Annotated in this window: 15 protein-coding genes; 4 read left to right on the top strand and 11 right to left on the bottom strand. The window is 72.2% G+C overall.

Going from position 1 to position 14,532, the window contains the following annotated elements:
• Nucleotides 1–85 precede the first annotated feature (85 nt).
• Genes mscL through ACWCO8_RS13850 form a run of 11 tightly spaced genes read right to left on the bottom strand, consistent with a single transcriptional unit; the run spans nucleotide 86 to nucleotide 10,361 of the window.
• Complete coding sequence (mscL, locus tag ACWCO8_RS13900) at nucleotides 86–538, bottom strand: large conductance mechanosensitive channel protein MscL (protein ID WP_451032423.1); 453 nt, start codon at nucleotides 536–538, stop codon at nucleotides 86–88.
• A gap of 54 nt (nucleotides 539–592) precedes the next feature.
• Entirely contained in the window at nucleotides 593–2,092 is a 1,500-nt protein-coding gene (locus ACWCO8_RS13895; RefSeq protein ID WP_451032422.1) for an NADH-quinone oxidoreductase subunit N, read from the bottom strand.
• Nucleotides 2,089–3,642: a complex I subunit 4 family protein gene (locus tag ACWCO8_RS13890; RefSeq protein ID WP_451032841.1), complete on the bottom strand. Its 1,554-nt coding sequence runs from the start codon at nucleotides 3,640–3,642 to the stop codon at nucleotides 2,089–2,091. Before ACWCO8_RS13890 ends, ACWCO8_RS13895 begins: the two co-directional genes overlap by 4 nt.
• Nucleotides 3,643–3,669: 27 nt before the next feature.
• Nucleotides 3,670–5,661 carry an NADH-quinone oxidoreductase subunit 5 family protein gene (locus ACWCO8_RS13885; protein WP_451032421.1) on the bottom strand — a complete coding sequence of 664 codons (1,992 nt, stop codon included), beginning with the start codon at nucleotides 5,659–5,661 and terminating at the stop codon, nucleotides 3,670–3,672.
• Nucleotides 5,658–6,029: an NADH-quinone oxidoreductase subunit NuoK gene (nuoK, locus tag ACWCO8_RS13880; RefSeq protein WP_362016975.1), complete on the bottom strand. Its 372-nt coding sequence runs from the start codon at nucleotides 6,027–6,029 to the stop codon at nucleotides 5,658–5,660. Before nuoK ends, ACWCO8_RS13885 begins: the two co-directional genes overlap by 4 nt.
• Nucleotides 6,029–6,601 carry an NADH-quinone oxidoreductase subunit J family protein gene (locus ACWCO8_RS13875; protein ID WP_451032420.1) on the bottom strand — a complete coding sequence of 191 codons (573 nt, stop codon included), beginning with the start codon at nucleotides 6,599–6,601 and terminating at the stop codon, nucleotides 6,029–6,031. The genes nuoK and ACWCO8_RS13875 overlap by 1 nt, the downstream gene beginning before the upstream one ends.
• Nucleotides 6,598–7,161, bottom strand: a complete 564-nt coding sequence (locus ACWCO8_RS13870) for a NuoI/complex I 23 kDa subunit family protein (protein ID WP_451032419.1) — start codon at nucleotides 7,159–7,161, stop codon at nucleotides 6,598–6,600. The genes ACWCO8_RS13875 and ACWCO8_RS13870 overlap by 4 nt, the downstream gene beginning before the upstream one ends.
• Nucleotides 7,161–8,129, bottom strand: coding sequence for a complex I subunit 1/NuoH family protein (locus tag ACWCO8_RS13865; RefSeq protein WP_451032418.1), 969 nt, complete (start codon nucleotides 8,127–8,129; stop codon nucleotides 7,161–7,163). Before ACWCO8_RS13865 ends, ACWCO8_RS13870 begins: the two co-directional genes overlap by 1 nt.
• Complete coding sequence (locus ACWCO8_RS13860) at nucleotides 8,126–9,361, bottom strand: NADH-quinone oxidoreductase subunit C (RefSeq protein ID WP_451032417.1); 1,236 nt, start codon at nucleotides 9,359–9,361, stop codon at nucleotides 8,126–8,128. Before ACWCO8_RS13860 ends, ACWCO8_RS13865 begins: the two co-directional genes overlap by 4 nt.
• Nucleotides 9,358–9,930 carry an NADH-quinone oxidoreductase subunit B gene (locus ACWCO8_RS13855; protein WP_362016984.1) on the bottom strand — a complete coding sequence of 191 codons (573 nt, stop codon included), beginning with the start codon at nucleotides 9,928–9,930 and terminating at the stop codon, nucleotides 9,358–9,360. Before ACWCO8_RS13855 ends, ACWCO8_RS13860 begins: the two co-directional genes overlap by 4 nt.
• Entirely contained in the window at nucleotides 9,921–10,361 is a 441-nt protein-coding gene (locus ACWCO8_RS13850) for an NADH-quinone oxidoreductase subunit A (RefSeq protein WP_451032840.1), read from the bottom strand. The genes ACWCO8_RS13855 and ACWCO8_RS13850 overlap by 10 nt, the downstream gene beginning before the upstream one ends.
• 150 nt (nucleotides 10,362–10,511) lie before the next feature.
• On the opposite strand from ACWCO8_RS13850, the gene ACWCO8_RS13845 reads away from it, so the two are divergent.
• From ACWCO8_RS13845 to ACWCO8_RS13830, 4 genes are all read left to right on the top strand, one after another.
• Entirely contained in the window at nucleotides 10,512–11,669 is a 1,158-nt protein-coding gene (locus ACWCO8_RS13845) for a sensor histidine kinase (protein ID WP_451032416.1), read from the top strand.
• A 232-nt stretch (nucleotides 11,670–11,901) separates the two neighbouring features.
• Nucleotides 11,902–13,191 carry a sensor histidine kinase gene (locus ACWCO8_RS13840; RefSeq protein ID WP_451032415.1) on the top strand — a complete coding sequence of 430 codons (1,290 nt, stop codon included), beginning with the start codon at nucleotides 11,902–11,904 and terminating at the stop codon, nucleotides 13,189–13,191.
• Between the two features lie 206 nt (nucleotides 13,192–13,397).
• Entirely contained in the window at nucleotides 13,398–14,057 is a 660-nt protein-coding gene (locus ACWCO8_RS13835; protein ID WP_362016996.1) for a response regulator transcription factor, read from the top strand.
• A 278-nt stretch (nucleotides 14,058–14,335) separates the two neighbouring features.
• Nucleotides 14,336–14,532, top strand: a 197-nt coding sequence (locus ACWCO8_RS13830) for a hypothetical protein (protein ID WP_362016990.1), incomplete at its 3' end; no start/stop codon positions are given.

Genomic DNA, 14,532 nt, shown 5'->3' with positions numbered 1-14,532 from the left:
GTCAACGCCAGGCGGGATGCTCCGGTTCCCTTGCCCCCACGGGGGGCCGGTGTGGGCCGTACGGGTGAGGCCCGCGGTGGCCGGGTCAGCGCGGGGCCGGGAGGCCGGCCTTCTCCAGGGCGGCGTCGAAGGGCTCGACCTCGCTGGTGCAGTGCCCGCAGCGGGTGGCGACGGCCGGGATCTCGGTGAAGCAGCGGGGGCAGTCGCGCATCTCGAACTTCTCGGCGGCCTCCTCCTTGGCGAACTTCTCCTGCACCTTCGTCATGGGGACGACGATGAAGAAGTAGAGCACCGCGGCGGTGATCACGAACGCTATGGCGGCGGAGATGGCCAGGCCGTACGGGAAGATCGTCTGCCCGACCTTGAACTTCGCCTCGCTGAAGTCGCCGACCGAACCGGTGGCGAGACCGATGAGCGGCGTGATGAAGGCCTTGCTGAAGCCGGTCACGACGGCGGTGAAAGCGGATCCGACGGCCAGACCGATGGCCATCGAGACGACGTTCCCGCGGAGTATGAAGTCCTTGAAACCGGTCAGCACGGGTGAAGCTCCTTGATGCAATTCTGTGTGGGGGGATGAGGGGGTTTCGCTCGGTCAGAACAGGGTGTCCGCCGCGAAGCGGAGGACGAACTGCGGGTAGCCCGAGAGCACGACGCCCGCGACGGCCGCGAGGCCGACCGCCAGGGTGATCGCGGCTGGCACGCGCGCGTGGGGCCGCTCCCCGACCGGCTCGCGGAACAGCAGGGCTGTCCACCGCAGGTAGTAGTAGAGGCCGATCACGACGTTCACGCCCATGATCACGGCCAGCCAGCCGAGGCCGGCGTCGACCGCGGCCGAGAAGACGGTGACCTTGGCGAAGAGGCCGATGATACCGGGGGGCAGACCCGCCAGGTTCAGCAGGAAGAAGCCCATGGTGAGCGCAAGCAGGGGGCTGGCCGCGTAGAGGCCGCGGTAGTCGGCGATCCGGTTCTCGGGGTGCGTACGGGCGACCAGGGCGGCGACCGCGAAGGCGCCGAGGTTCACGACGGCGTACATCAGGGCGTACGCGAGGGTGGCGCCGATCGCGTCGTCGCTGGAGTACGCGGCGGCGGCGATCGGGACCAGGAGGTAGCCGGCCTGGGCCACGGAGGACCAGGCGAGCAGCCGGACCGCGCTCCACGCGCGTGTGGAGACCTGCCGCAGGGCGGCCACGTTGCCGACGGTCATGGTGAGCGCGGCGAGCACGGCGAGGGCCGGGCCCCAGATGTCGGCGTACGAGGGGAACGCGACGACCGTCACCAGGATGAGGCCGGTGAAGCCGACGGCCTTGCCGACCACGGAGAGGTAGCCGGCGACGGGCAGCGGGGCGCCGACGTAGGTGTCGGGGACCCAGAAGTGGAAGGGGACGGCGGCCGTCTTGAAGGCGAAGCCGACGAGCGTGAGCGCCACGCCCGCCCCGGCGAGGGTCTCCAGCTGTCCGGGGACGTCGTCGAGCGCCTGGGCGAGCTCCGTGAGGTGGAGGGTGCCGGTCGCCGCGTACACGAAGCTCACGCCGAGCAGGGTCACGGCGGTCGCGGTGACCGAGGACAGGAAGAACTTCAGTGCCGCCTCGCTGGACCGCCGGTCGCCGCGACGCATGCCGACCAGGGCGAACGCGGGCAGGGAGGCCACTTCGAGGGCGACGACGAGGGTCGCGAGGTCGCGGGAGGCGGGCAGCAGGGCCGCGCCGGCGGCCGAGGAGAGCAGCAGGAACCAGTACTCCCCCGCCGGCAGCCGGTCACGCGTGTCCGCGAGCGACAGCAGGGCCGTGAGCAGGGCGCCGCCGAACACCAGGAACTGGATGACCAGGGTGAAGCGGTCGACGGTGTAGCTGCAGGCGGCGGTCGCGGCCGGTTCGGTGGTGAGACAGAAGGTCGAGCGGTTCCCGGCGCGCAGCGGGATCAGCAGGGCGATCGAGGCGACGAGCCCGGCGATCGCGGTCCAGCCGAGGAGCTGCTTGTGGCGCTCGGGGAGGAAGAGGTCCGCGACGAGGACGGCGAGCGCGACCACGGCGGTGAGGGTGGGCGGCGCGATCGCGAGCCAGTCGACGGACTGGACGAGGTTCGTGGGGTTCACGAGTTTCCTCCCGCGAGGAGCTGCTGCACGGCCGGGTCGGTGAGGCCGAGGAGGATCGCGGGCCAGAGGCCGGCGAGGACGGTGAGGGCGACGAGCGGGGTCCAGGCTGCGAACTCGTACCCCTGGACGTCGGCGATCGCGCTCTCCCCGCTCGGCCGGGGGCCGCCCATGCAGACGCGGCGGACGACGAGGAGGAGGTACGCGGCGGTCAGGAGGGTGCCGATGCCGCCCATGACCATGAAGGTGAGGAAGGCGGGTCGGCTGAGGCCCTCGGCCGGTTCGAAGGCGCCGAACAGGGCGAGCATCTCGCCCCAGAAGCCTGCGAGGCCGGGCAGCCCGAGGGAGGCGACGGCGGCGAAGGCGAGCAGTCCGCCGAGGCGCGGGGCGCGGCCGTAGAGGGCGGCGCCGGTGGCGCCGGCGAGGGTGTCGAGGTCGGCGGTGCCGTACCGGTCCTTGAGCGCGCCGACCAGGAAGAACAGCAGGCCGGTGATGAGGCCGTGGGCGATGTTGGCGAAGAGCGCGCCGTTGACGCCGGTGGGGGTCATGGTCGCGATGCCGAGGAGCACGAAGCCCATGTGGCCGACGGAGGAGTACGCGATCAGCCGCTTGAGGTCGCCGTTGATGCCGGGGCGCGTGAGGGCGAGGCAGGCGAGGGAGCCGTAGATGATGCCGACGGCGGCGAAGGCGGCCAGGTACGGAGCGAAGGTCCGCATCCCGTCCGGGGTGATCGGCAGGAGGATCCGCACGAAGCCGTACGTGCCCATCTTCAGCAGGACGCCCGCGAGGAGGACCGAGCCGACGGTGGGGGCGGCGGTGTGCGCGTCCGGGAGCCAGCTGTGCAGCGGCCACATCGGGGTCTTCACCGCGAGCCCGATCCCGATCGCGAGAACGGCGATGACCTGCACGGATGTGGAGAGCCCACGGCCGTTGTCAGAGGCGAGTGCCACCATGTCGAACGTGCCCGCCTTCACGCCGATGAGGAGCAGGCCGAGCAGCATGACGACGGAACCGAGCAGCGTGAAGAGGATGAACTTCCAGGCCGCGGCCTGCCTGCCCGCACCGCCCCAGCGGGCGATCAGGAAGTACATCGGGATGAGGACCATCTCGAAGGCCAGGAAGAACAGGATGAGGTCGAGGACGGCGAAGGTCGCGAGGGTGCCGGACTCGAGGACGAGGAGGAGCGCCACGAAGCCCTTGGGGGAAGGGCCGCTGGGCATCTTGAAGTAGCTGTAGAGCGCGCAGAGGAAGGTCAGCAGCGCGGTCATGACCAGGAGGGGGAGGGAAATGCCGTCGACACCGAGGTGGAGCCGCACGTCGAGTGCGGGGATCCACTTGATGTCCGTGCTCGCCTGGATCTTCGACGGCTGGTCGTGGTCGAAGCCGAGCATGAGGACGATCGCGGCGAGCAGGATCACGCCGGTCACGACCACGCCGTGGCGCAGCACGGCCTGGTCGGGCGACTTCCCCTTCAGCCCGGGCGGGGCCGGGAGGAGAGCGGCGACGGCACCGAGGAGCGGGCCGGCGACGATCAACGCGAGAAGGAACTGCATCACGGATTCGCTGATATCGATCACGTCTCACGCTCCGGCGGCGACGAGTACGGCGGCGATCGCCAGGACGACGGAGCCGGCGAGCAGGGCGCTCAGGTAGGTCTGCACGTTGCCGGTCTGGGCGCGGCGGACGAGCCAGCCGAGCCACTGGGTTCCGGTGCCCGCGCCGCGTACGTAGGTGTCGACGACCTCGCGGTCCAGGAAGCGGACCAGGGAGGCGGCGGCCAGGACGGGGCGGACGAACACGGCGGCGTAGAGGGCGTCCAGGTGGAAGCCGGCGGCCGCGGGGGCGTGCAGGGGGCCGAGCAGGGCGCGACCGGGGTCGCGCGGGTCCTCGGCGGGGTGCGGCAGGTGCAGCGCCTCGGCCTCGACCTTGCCCGCTTCGGCGTCGGGGTGGGCGACGTGCGCTGCGGCCGCCTCGCGGGCGGGGCCGGCCGGGGCGGCGACGGCCTTCGTGGCGAGGGTGCGCCAGACCGCGTATGTGACGACGGCGCCGACGAGGGCGATGCCCGTGCCGAGGACGGCCGTGGTGACGGTCGGGGTGAGGGCGTGGCCGTCGAACCAGTCGTCGAGGTAGGTGACGGTCAGTCCGAAGCCGAGGGAGGGGATGGCGAGCACCCACAGCACGGCGGTCATGGCGAGCGGCTGGCGACCGTGGTCCGGGACCTCGGCGCCTCGGCCGCGGAAGGCCAGGAGCCAGAGCCGCATCGCGTAGGCGGCGGTGAGGAGGGCGGTGAGCAGGCCCGCGACGAGGACGGCCCAGCCGGCCCCGGCGGGGGCGACGGTGCGGTCCCCGAGGGCGGTGTGCTCGGCGGCCACGAGGACGGCTTCCTTGGAGAAGAAGCCGGCGAACGGGGGCAGGGCGGCGAGCGCGAGGAGGGCGACGGTCATCGTCCAGTACGCGTCCGGGATCCGCTTCGTCAGGCCGCCCATCCGGGACATGGCCGAGAGCGAGTTCGTACCGGCGGCGTGGATGACGACGCCGGCGGCGAGGAAGAGGAGGGCCTTGAAGGCGCCGTGGGACATCAAGTGGAAGACGGCGGCGCCGCGGTCGCCGACGGCCAGGGCGCCGGCCATGTAGCCGAGCTGACCGATGGTCGAGTAGGCGAGGACGCGCTTGATGTCGTCCTGGGCGAGCGCGGCGAGCGCCGAGCCGACCATCGTCACGGCGGCCATCACCGCGAGCACCGTCATCGCGGCGGCCGACGCGGCGAAGACGGGCAGCAGCCGGGCGACGAAGTAGATACCGGCGGCGACCATCGTCGCCGCGTGGATGAGCGCGGAGACGGGGGTGGGGCCGGCCATCGCGTCGGGGAGCCAGGTGTGCAGCGGGAACTGCGCGGACTTGCCCGCGACGCCCGCGAGGAGCAGCAGCGCGATGAGCGTGGGGTGGTCGAGGGCACCCGCGGCGACGGCGCCGAGGATCCCGTCGATCCGGAACGTGCCCGCGTCGGTGGCGAGCGCGAACAGGCCGATCAGGAAGGGGACGTCGCCGAGCTTGGTGACCAGGAAGGCCTTCAGGGAGGCGGCGCGCGCCTCGGGGGTCTCCCAGTAGTGGCCGACGAGGAAGTACGAGCAGATGCCCATGATCTCCCAGCCGACCAGGAGCACCATCAGGTCGCCGGAGTAGACGACGAGCAGCATGGCGGAGGTGAAGAGGGAGACGAGCGCGGCGTACGAGGGGTAGCGCGGGTCGTCGCGCAGATAGCCGGTCGAGTAGACCTGCACGCAGGTGGCGACCACGCCGACGAGGACGGCGACGAGCGCGGCGAAGCCGTCGATGTTCAGGGCCAGGTCGATGGGGACCGAGCCGGTGGGGGTGAGCTGGGTGGCGGCCTCGATGGGCTTCCCGCCGCCCTGCCGGACGGCGACGAGCGCGGCCAGGACGGCGGCGGCGAGCGTCGGCAGGACCGCGAGCGGGCGGACGAAGCCGGGGGCGGTCCGGCCGAGGAGCAGGCCTGCGGCCGAGCCGAGGAAGGGGAGGAGGGGGACGAGGACGGCGAGGGTCGTGGTGGTCACGCGGTGGCCTCGGCCTTCTCGTCGGGCGCGGTGGCCGCGGCCTCGGGATCCGTCCCGGTCTCGGTCTCGGCTGTGTCGCGGAGGCGGTCGACGTCCGAGGTGCCGCGGTTGCGGTAGACCATCAGGACGATCGCGAGGCCGATGCCGATCTCGGCCGCCGCGATGGCGATGACGAAGAGGGTGAGCGCCTGGCCGGCGTGCAGGGTGTCGCGGAGCCAGACGTCGAACGCGACGAGGTTGAGGTTGACGGCGTTGAGCATCAGCTCGACGGACATCAGGACCAGGATCGCGTTGCGGCGGGCGAGGACGCCGTAGAGGCCGACGCAGAAGAGCAGGGCGGCGAGGACGGCGGGGTAGGCGAGATGCATCAGTCCCGGGCCTCCTTGGCGTTCTTGCGGGACAGGACGATCGCGCCGACCAGGGCGGCGAGCAGCAGGACGGAGAGCGCCTCGAAGGGCAGCACCCAGTGCCGGAAGAGCATCTCGCCGGTCACCTTGGTGGAGCCCTGGGCCGGTCCGTCCAGGTCGATCCAGGTCGTACGGAAGGCGTCGACGACCACCCAGACAAGGGAGACGGCCGCGACGAGCGCGACCGCGAGGGCGACGGGGCGGTTGCCCGAATCGGCGTCCGGGGAGCGCCCGATGGGGGCCTTGGTGAGCATGAGCCCGAAGAGGAGGAGGACGACGACGGAACCGACGTAGATCAGCACCTGGACCCAGGCGATGAACTCGGCGGTCAGGAGCAGGTACTCGACGGCGAGCCCGCCGAGCGCCACGACCAGCCAGAGCGCGGCGTGCACGAGCTGGCGGGTGGTGACGGTCACGACGGCGGCGCCGAGGGTGACGAGGCCGACGAGCAGGAAGGCGACCTCGACGCCGGAGGGCGAGAGGAAACCGGGGGTGGTGGCGGCTTCGGCGGCACGGGTGGCGGCGAGGTTCACTCCTGGTCCCCCTCGGCCTCGGCCTCGGCCGCGGCGGCCGCGGCGGCGGCCTTCTCGACCGCCTTGCGGGCCGCGCCGATCTCCTTCGGCTCCTCGGCGCGCGGGTCGAGCGCGGGCGGTTCCGGAACCGTCCACATCCACTCGCGGAGCTTGTCGCGCTCGTGGGTGAGCTCGTGGATGTCCGTCTCGGCGTACTCGAACTCCGGCGACCAGAACAGCGCGTCGAAGGGGCAGACCTCGATGCAGATACCGCAGTACATGCAGAGGGCGAAGTCGATCGCGAAGCGGTCGAGGACGTTGCGGCTGCGCTCACGGCCGCCGGGGGCGGCGGCGGGCACCGTCTCCTTGTGGGAGTCGATGTAGATGCACCAGTCGGGGCACTCGCGGGCGCAGAGCATGCAGACGGTGCAGTTCTCCTCGAAGAGCCCGATGACACCGCGGGTACGGGGCGGGAGTTCGGGCTGCTTGTCCGGGTACTGCGCGGTGTGCGAGCGCTTCGTCATCGTACGGAGCGTCACGGCGAGGCCCTTGGCGAGGCCGGAGCCGGGGATGGGAGGCATTACTGGATCGCCACCTTCACGATGCCGGTGAGCGCGATCTGCGCGAGTGCGAGCGGGACGAGGGTCGTCCAGGCGAGCTTCTGGAGCTGGTCCTCGCGGAGCCTCGGGTAGCTGACGCGGAGCCAGATGACGATGAAGGCGAGGACCGCGGTCTTGAGCAGCGTCCAGACCCAGCCGAGGCCGTCGGCACCGAAGGGGCCGTGCCAGCCGCCGAGGAAGAGGACGGTGGTGAGGCCGCAGAGGACGACGATGCCGGCGTACTCGGCGAGCAGGAAGAGCGCGAACCGGAGGCCGGTGTACTCGGTGTACGCGCCGAAGATGATCTCCGAGTCGGCGACCGGCATGTCGAACGGCGGGCGCTGCAGCTCGGCGAGGCCCGCGACGAAGAAGACGAGGGCGCCGACGATCTGCCAGGGCAGCCACCACCACTCGAAGGCGTTCAGGATGCCGGGCAGGGAGACCGTGCCGGCGGCCATCGCGACGGAGGCGGCGGTGAGGAGCATCGGAAGCTCGTAGGCGAGCAGCTGGGCGGCGGTGCGCAAGCCGCCGAGCAGGGAGAACTTGTTGGCCGATGCCCAGCCGGCCATGAGGCTGCCGAGCACGCCGACGCCCATGACCGCGAGCACGAAGAAGATGCCGGCGTCGACGACCTGGCCGACGGCGCCTTCGCTCGGGCCGATGGGGATGGCGACGAGGACCAGGAGGTACGGGAGGAGGGCGACGGCGGGCGCGAGCTGGAAGACGCGGCGGTCGGCGTTGGCCGGGACCACGTCCTCCTTCTGCGCGAACTTGACCCCGTCGGCGACGAGCTGGGCCCACCCGTGGAACCCACCGGCGTACATGGGGCCGAGGCGACCCTGCATGTGCGCCATGACCTTGTGCTCGGTCTGCCCGACCACGAGGGGCAGCACGAGGAACACGGCGAAGACGACGAGCAGCCGGAGGGCGACGTCCAGTACGTCGTTCACGCGGGATCGCCTCCGGCGGGGTGGGTGGGGTCGGCGTCGGGGTCGGTGTCGGTTTCGGGGGCGGGGTTCGTGTCGGTGGGCTCGGGGGCGGTGGGCTCGGCGTCGGAGCGCGTTTCGGCGTCCGCTTCGGGGGCGGGTGCCGCGTCGGCATCCGGTGCGGGCTCGGGGGCCTGGGCGGCCTCGTCGTCGAACGCCGGGCGGGCGTGGTGCCAGGGCGCGTCCGAGCTCCGGGTGCGGGGCGGCGAGGCGGGCGACTCGGGGGTGGCCGCCTGGCTCGCGGAGCCGTCGGCCGCGCTGCGGGAGCGGCGCGGCGGACGGGCCGCCGGGGCCTCCGGGGTGCCCTCGGCCGCGCCAGGCACCTGCTCCTCGGCCGGCGTGCCCGCCTGGCTCGCGGAGCCCTCAGCCGCCGAGCGGCTGCGCCGCGGCGGGCGCGCCGGGGCCGCGGCCTCCGGGGCGCCTTCCGCGGCCGGGGTCGTCGTCTCGGGGGCCTGGCTCGCCGAGCCCCCGGCTGCCGTGCGGGCACGGCGCACCGGGCGCTCCACGCCTGCAGCGGCACCGGCACCCGCACCAGCGCCGGCACCCGCGGCCGCTCCAGCGCCCGCGCCAGCACCCGCACGCGGCGTCCGGGCCGGGCGGGCCGGGGCCGGTGGGAGTTGGCCCTTCATCGGGCCCCAGTCGTTGGGGTCGGGGACGCCCGGGGGAAGCATCTGGCGGCGCTTCGGGCCGCCGTGGTCCGACTCGCCCGGCTCCTTCGCGCCCGGCCACGCCTTCGCGACGCGCGCCGCGAGCACGAAGTCCTTCCGCAGCGGGTGGCCCTCGAAGTTCTCCGGCAGGAGCAGGGGTACGAGGTTGGGGTGGTCGGTGAACGCGACGCCGAACATCTCGTGCGTCTCGCGCTCGTGCCACTCCGCGCCCGCGTAGATCGGCACCGCCGTCGGCAGCACCGCCGCCTCGTGGCTCACCGTCGTCCGTACCAGGAGCCGACGCACCGTGCGGCCCTCGAGGGCCACGACGTGCGCGCAGACGCGGAAGCCCACGCCCGGCTCGTCGACCGCGCTCAGCCAGTCGAAGTACGTGCAGCCCAGCTTGTCCCGCGCGATCTCCAGCGCCGCGATCCACGAGCCGACCGGGACGTCCACCGTCAGCAGGTCGTACGCCCGCTCCGCCGTCGCCTCCTCGCCGAAGACCTCGGTCACGGCCTCGGGCAGGGCGTCGTACGCGTTCCCGGTCACTTCTCACCGCCCGGCTCGGGCGCGGCCACCAGGCCGCTGGTCAGCTGGCCGACCGACGGGCCCGAGTACCGCGCCGCCAGCGACTCGCGCGCGATCTTCTCCTGGAGCTTGAGGATGCCCTGGAGCAGCGCCTCGGGACGCGGCGGGCAGCCCGGCACGTACACGTCGACCGGGATGATCTGGTCGACGCCCTTGGTCACCGAGTACGAGTCCCAGTACGGCCCGCCGCAGTTCGAGCAGGCGCCGAAGGAGATGACGTACTTGGGCTCCGGCATCTGCTCGTACAGACGCTTCACCGCGGGCGCCATCTTGTCCGTCACCGTGCCGGAGACGATCATGAGGTCGGCCTGGCGCGGCCCGGGCGCGAAGGGGATCACGCCGAGCCGGATGAAGTCGTGGCGGGCCATCGACGCGGCGATGAACTCGATCGCGCAGCAGGCGAGGCCGAAGTTGAAGACCCAGAGGCTGTAGCGGCGGCCCCAGTTCAGGACCACCTTCATCGGCTCGGGCGCGAGGCGGGCCAAGGGGCCCAGCGTCGGGGCCGGCAGCGGGGTCGGGGTCACGTCCATGTCAGGACGCCCTTCTTGTACGCGTAGAGCAGGCCCACGGCCAGGAAGCCGAGGAAGATGAACATCTCGACCAGCGTCGTCGCGCCGTACCCGGGCGCGGCGAACACGGTCGCCCAGGGGAAGAGGAAGATCGAGTCGACGGCGAAGATCACGTACAGGAAGGCGTACACGTAGTAGCGGACCTGGGTGTGTGCCCAGCCCTCGCCCACGGGGTCGACACCGCACTCGTACGTCAGCAGCTTCTCCGGCGTCGGGACGACCGGCCGCAGCAGCCGGCCCGCGCCGAACGCCACGGCGACGAAGAGCACGCCGACGACGGCGAGGAGTCCCACGACGGAGTACGACTCGAAGTAGTCCGCCGCGAGTCCGATTCCCGCCCGCACGGTCGGATCCGGCACGTCCACCCCTCGCTTCCTGCCCGTTCTGGTGATCTGCACGCACGTTCTGTACGCACGGGAGTCTAGGCCCTGCTAAAGATCCCGTAAGCGGTGTGTCACGGACTGAACGGTGGGGTTACCCCTACTCTCCTTCACCTACGTACCCCATGGCGGGCCGGGCCCGCCGACCGGCACGCTTGGCACATGAGCGCCGAGACCGACACCCCGCTGCCGCCCGTCCGCCCCGCCTACGGCCGGCAGACCTGGAAGGAGATCTCCTTCCTTCTCTCCAATCTGCTGACCACCCTGGTCGGCTTCGTCTACACGGTGGTGGCGGTCGCGATCGGCGTGGGCCTGGCCGTCACGGTCGTCGGCCTGCCGCTGCTCGCGCTCGGCCTCGCCGGGGCGCGCGGGATCGGCCGGTCCGAGCGGGCGAGGGCCCGCGCGCTGCTCTCCGTACGGGTGGACGAGCCCAGCCCGCTCCCCCGCAGGCACGGCTTCTTCAACTGGCTCTGGACCGCGCTGAAGGACCCGGTGGCGTGGCGGACGATGCTGTACGGCTTCATCCGGCTGCCCTGGGGCATCGTGACCTTCACCGTCACGCTCGTCTCGCTGATCGTGCTCTGGCCGCTGCTGCCGTTCGTGGCGCGCGGTCTGTCCACCGCCGACCGGGCCATGGTGCGCGGGCTGCTGTCGCCCTCGGACGAGCTGGAGCGGCGGATCGCCGAGCTGGAGTCCGACCGGGGCGTGGTCGTCGACACCGCCGCGGCCGATCTGCGCCGCATCGAGCGCGACCTGCACGACGGCGCGCAGGCCCGGCTCGTCGCGCTCGCGATGGGGCTCGGCCTGGCGAAGGAGAAGCTCCTCGAAGACCCGGAGGCGGCGGCCGCGATGGTCGACGAGGCCCACGGCGAGGTGAAGCTCGCGCTCCAGGAGCTGCGCGACCTCGCCCGCGGCATCCACCCGGCCGTCCTCACCGACCGGGGCCTGGACGCGGCGCTCTCGTCGATCGCGGCGCGGTGCACCGTCCCGGTGAAGGTCACGGTCGACCTGACCGAGCGGCCCGCCGAGGCGATCGAGGGCATCGCCTACTTCACCGTCTCCGAGCTGCTCCAGAACGTGTCCAAGCACGCCCGGGCCCGGTCCGCCTCCGTGGACGTCTGGCGGCGCGACGACCGGCTGCTCCTCCAGGTCCAGGACGACGGGCGCGGCGGCGCGCGGCTCGACGGCGGTACGGGAATGTCGGGGCTCGCGGAGCGGCTCGGCGCGGTCGACGGGCTCTTCGTCCTCGACTCGCCGGAGGGCGGCCCGACGACGGTCACGGCGGAACTGCCTTGGCGGGGCCGGCCGACGGGGTCGTAACACCCCCCAGTTACGGCCCGGGCAGCGACGGTCTTCCGTCGCTGCCCGGGCCGCCGCGTTGGCGGGCCGGCCCCGTGCCCCAGCCGCCGCCCCCTAGGTAGGGAAAACCCCCGCACCGAGAGGCCCACCTCCCTCATGGTCCCGGGCCCGCCCGCGCGGAAACCTTGTGTCGTACCGCTTCCCCTTATCTCTCCACCCCTGAGTCACTCCCGAGCAGAAACGGACCACCGCGATGGCCGCCTCCTCCCGCCTTCCCGCCGCGATCCGCGCGCCGTTCGCCGGCCGTACCTGGCGCGAGTTCGGCTACCTGCTGCTCGGGCTGCCGCTCAGCTGCGTCTACTTCTCCCTCTCCATCGCCCTCGTCGCGGCGGGCGCTGGCCTCCTCGTCACCTTCCTCGGCATCCCGGTCCTGGCCGGCGCCCTGGCGCTCGGCCGGGGCTTCGGTGCCGTGGAGCGGGCCCGGGCGCGCGGGCTGCTCGGTCTCGACGTGGCGCCGCCCGAGCCGGCCCGGGGCCGTACCGGCGGGGCCCTGTCGTGGATGGGGGCGACGCTCAAGAGCGGCGCGTCCTGGCGGCACCTGCTGTACGCGCTGCTGCACATGCCGTGGGCGATCTTCGCCTTCACGGTCTCGGTGGCCTTCTGGATGTACGGCTGGGCGATGTTCACGTACCCGCTGTGGCAGTGGGTCTTCCCGATGTACGCGGGGCAGGACGGCATCCAGCTGTACGGCGACCGGACGCACGCCTTCTACCTGGACTCCCCCTTCGAGATCGCCGTGACCAGCGCCGTCGGCCTGGTGTTCGTGCTCGTCGGGCCGTGGATCATCCGCGCGCTGACCTCGGTGGACCGGCTGATGGTCTCCGGGCTGCTCGGCCCGTCGCGGCTCGCGAACCGCGTCACCGAGCTGGAGTCGGACCGGGGCGTGGTCGTGGACACCGCCGCCGCCGATCTGCGCCGCATCGAGCGCGATCTGCACGACGGGGCGCAGGCCCGGCTCGTCGCGCTCGCCATGGATCTGGGGCTCGCGAAGGAGAAGCTCGCGGAGGACCCGAAGGCGGCGGCGCGGATGGTCGACGAGGCGCACGGCGAGGTGAAGACGGCGCTGCAGGAGCTGCGGGACCTGGCCCGGGGCATCCACCCGGCGGTCCTGACCGACCGGGGCCTGGACGCGGCCCTTTCCGCGGTCGCCTCGCGCTGCGCGGTCCCGGTCTCGGTCGACGTGGACCTGCCGTCCCGGCCGGTGCCCGCGATCGAGGGCATCGCGTACTTCACCGTGTCCGAGCTGCTGCAGAACGTGTCCAAGCACGCGGAGGCGCGGCGCGCCTGGGTGGACGTGTGGCGGGTCGGCGACCGGCTGCTGCTCCAGGTGCGGGACGACGGCCGGGGCGGCGCGGAGACGGCGGCGGGCCGGGGGCTCGCCGGGCTCACGGAGCGGCTCGACGCGGTCGACGGGATCCTGGCCGTGGACTCGCCCGCGGGCGGTCCGACGACGATCACGGCGGAGCTGCCCTGGAGGGCGTGAGCCCTCCGGTCGGAGCGGTGGGGGCGGTCGTCCCGCCGGGCGCGTTATCCGCCCGGCGGGACGACCGCCCACGCGCGCGGCGTGTGGCGGGCTGTCGCCCCTGTCTTCGGCATATCCCACAACGGGGCCGTGGAGTGCGATGCTGGAGCCCGGATCGATCAGCGGAACATGGGGGCTTCAGGGTCGTGGAAGACGTGGCGGACAGGGTGCGTGTGGTCATCGCCGAGGATTCAGTGCTGCTCCGCGAGGGCCTGACCCGGCTGCTGACCGACCGGGGGCACGACGTCGTCGCCGGTGTGGGTGACGGGGAAGCCCTGGTCAAGACCGTGGCCGAGCTGGCGGGCGAGGACGCGCTGCCGGACGTGGTGGTGGCGGACGTACGGATGCCGCCCACCCACACGGACGAGGGCGTCCGGGCGGCGGTGCGGTTGCGCAAGGATTTCCCGGGAGTGGGGGTCCTGGTCCTTTCGCAGTACGTGGAGGAGCAGTACGCCACCGAGCTCCTGGCCGGATCCAGCCGGGGCGTGGGCTATCTCCTGAAGGACCGGGTGGCCGAGGTCCGCGAGTTCGTGGACGCCGTGGTCCGGGTGGCCAGGGGCGGTACGGCGCTCGACCCGGAGGTCGTCCAGCAGCTGCTCGGCCGGAGCCGCAAGCAGGACGTCCTGGCGAACCTGACCCCGCGGGAGCGCGAGGTCCTGGGCCTGATGGCGGAGGGCCGGACCAATTCCGCGATCGCGAAACAGCTGGTCGTGAGCGACGGCGCGGTGGAGAAGCACGTCAGCAACATCTTCCTCAAGCTGGGCCTGTCGCCGAGTGACGGGGATCACCGCCGGGTGCTCGCCGTGCTGACCTACCTGAATTCATGAATACCTGCTTATCTGACACCGTGTCAGATGGCCTGATTTGGACCTAAGACCAAAGAACGAGCGGAACGCGACTTTCCGGAAGATTCTGGGGGGAGACAGAACGTGACGATTCATGGCAATAGGGCATCTCAAAACGAGGTCCACGATGCGAGAAGTCCCGGGAGGGGCCATCCCACCGTCGTAGGGTGGGCCACGGGGCCGGGCGGATCTCCGTCCGCCCCGCGAGCCTTCTCCCGCCTCTGGCGGAGAGACCCTTGCCGCGAGGGAGGTCCAGTTCAGTGACCAGCCAGGTCAGTAGCGAGGCCGGTGAGGCCCTGGTCGGGGAGCAGCGCAGCGCCCCGGCGGCGCCCCACCACGGCGACGAGAAGGAAGTCCGCCGACTCGATCGGGTGATCATTCGGTTCGCCGGTGACTCCGGTGACGGTATGCAGCTGACGGGTGACAGGTTCACCTCGGAGACGGCGTCGTTCGGCAA

It is taken from the genome of Streptomyces sp. NPDC001927, from assembly GCF_053594455.1.
This window is presented reverse-complemented; position numbering and strand designations above follow the sequence as displayed.

What these genes read in the sequence shown, in the direction of transcription:
- ACWCO8_RS13870 (WP_451032419.1), bottom strand. Translation starts at nt 7,161, where the DNA reads ATGCCTCCCATCCCCGGCTCCGGCCTCGCCAAGGGCCTCGCCGTGACG.
- ACWCO8_RS13855 (WP_362016984.1), bottom strand. Translation starts at nt 9,930, where the DNA reads ATGGACGTGACCCCGACCCCGCTGCCGGCCCCGACGCTGGGCCCCTTG.
- ACWCO8_RS13890 (WP_451032841.1), bottom strand. Translation starts at nt 3,642, where the DNA reads ATGCAGTTCCTTCTCGCGTTGATCGTCGCCGGCCCGCTCCTCGGTGCC.
- ACWCO8_RS13840 (WP_451032415.1), top strand. Translation starts at nt 11,902, where the DNA reads ATGGCCGCCTCCTCCCGCCTTCCCGCCGCGATCCGCGCGCCGTTCGCC.
- ACWCO8_RS13845 (WP_451032416.1), top strand. Translation starts at nt 10,512, where the DNA reads ATGAGCGCCGAGACCGACACCCCGCTGCCGCCCGTCCGCCCCGCCTAC.
- nuoK (WP_362016975.1), bottom strand. Translation starts at nt 6,029, where the DNA reads ATGCATCTCGCCTACCCCGCCGTCCTCGCCGCCCTGCTCTTCTGCGTC.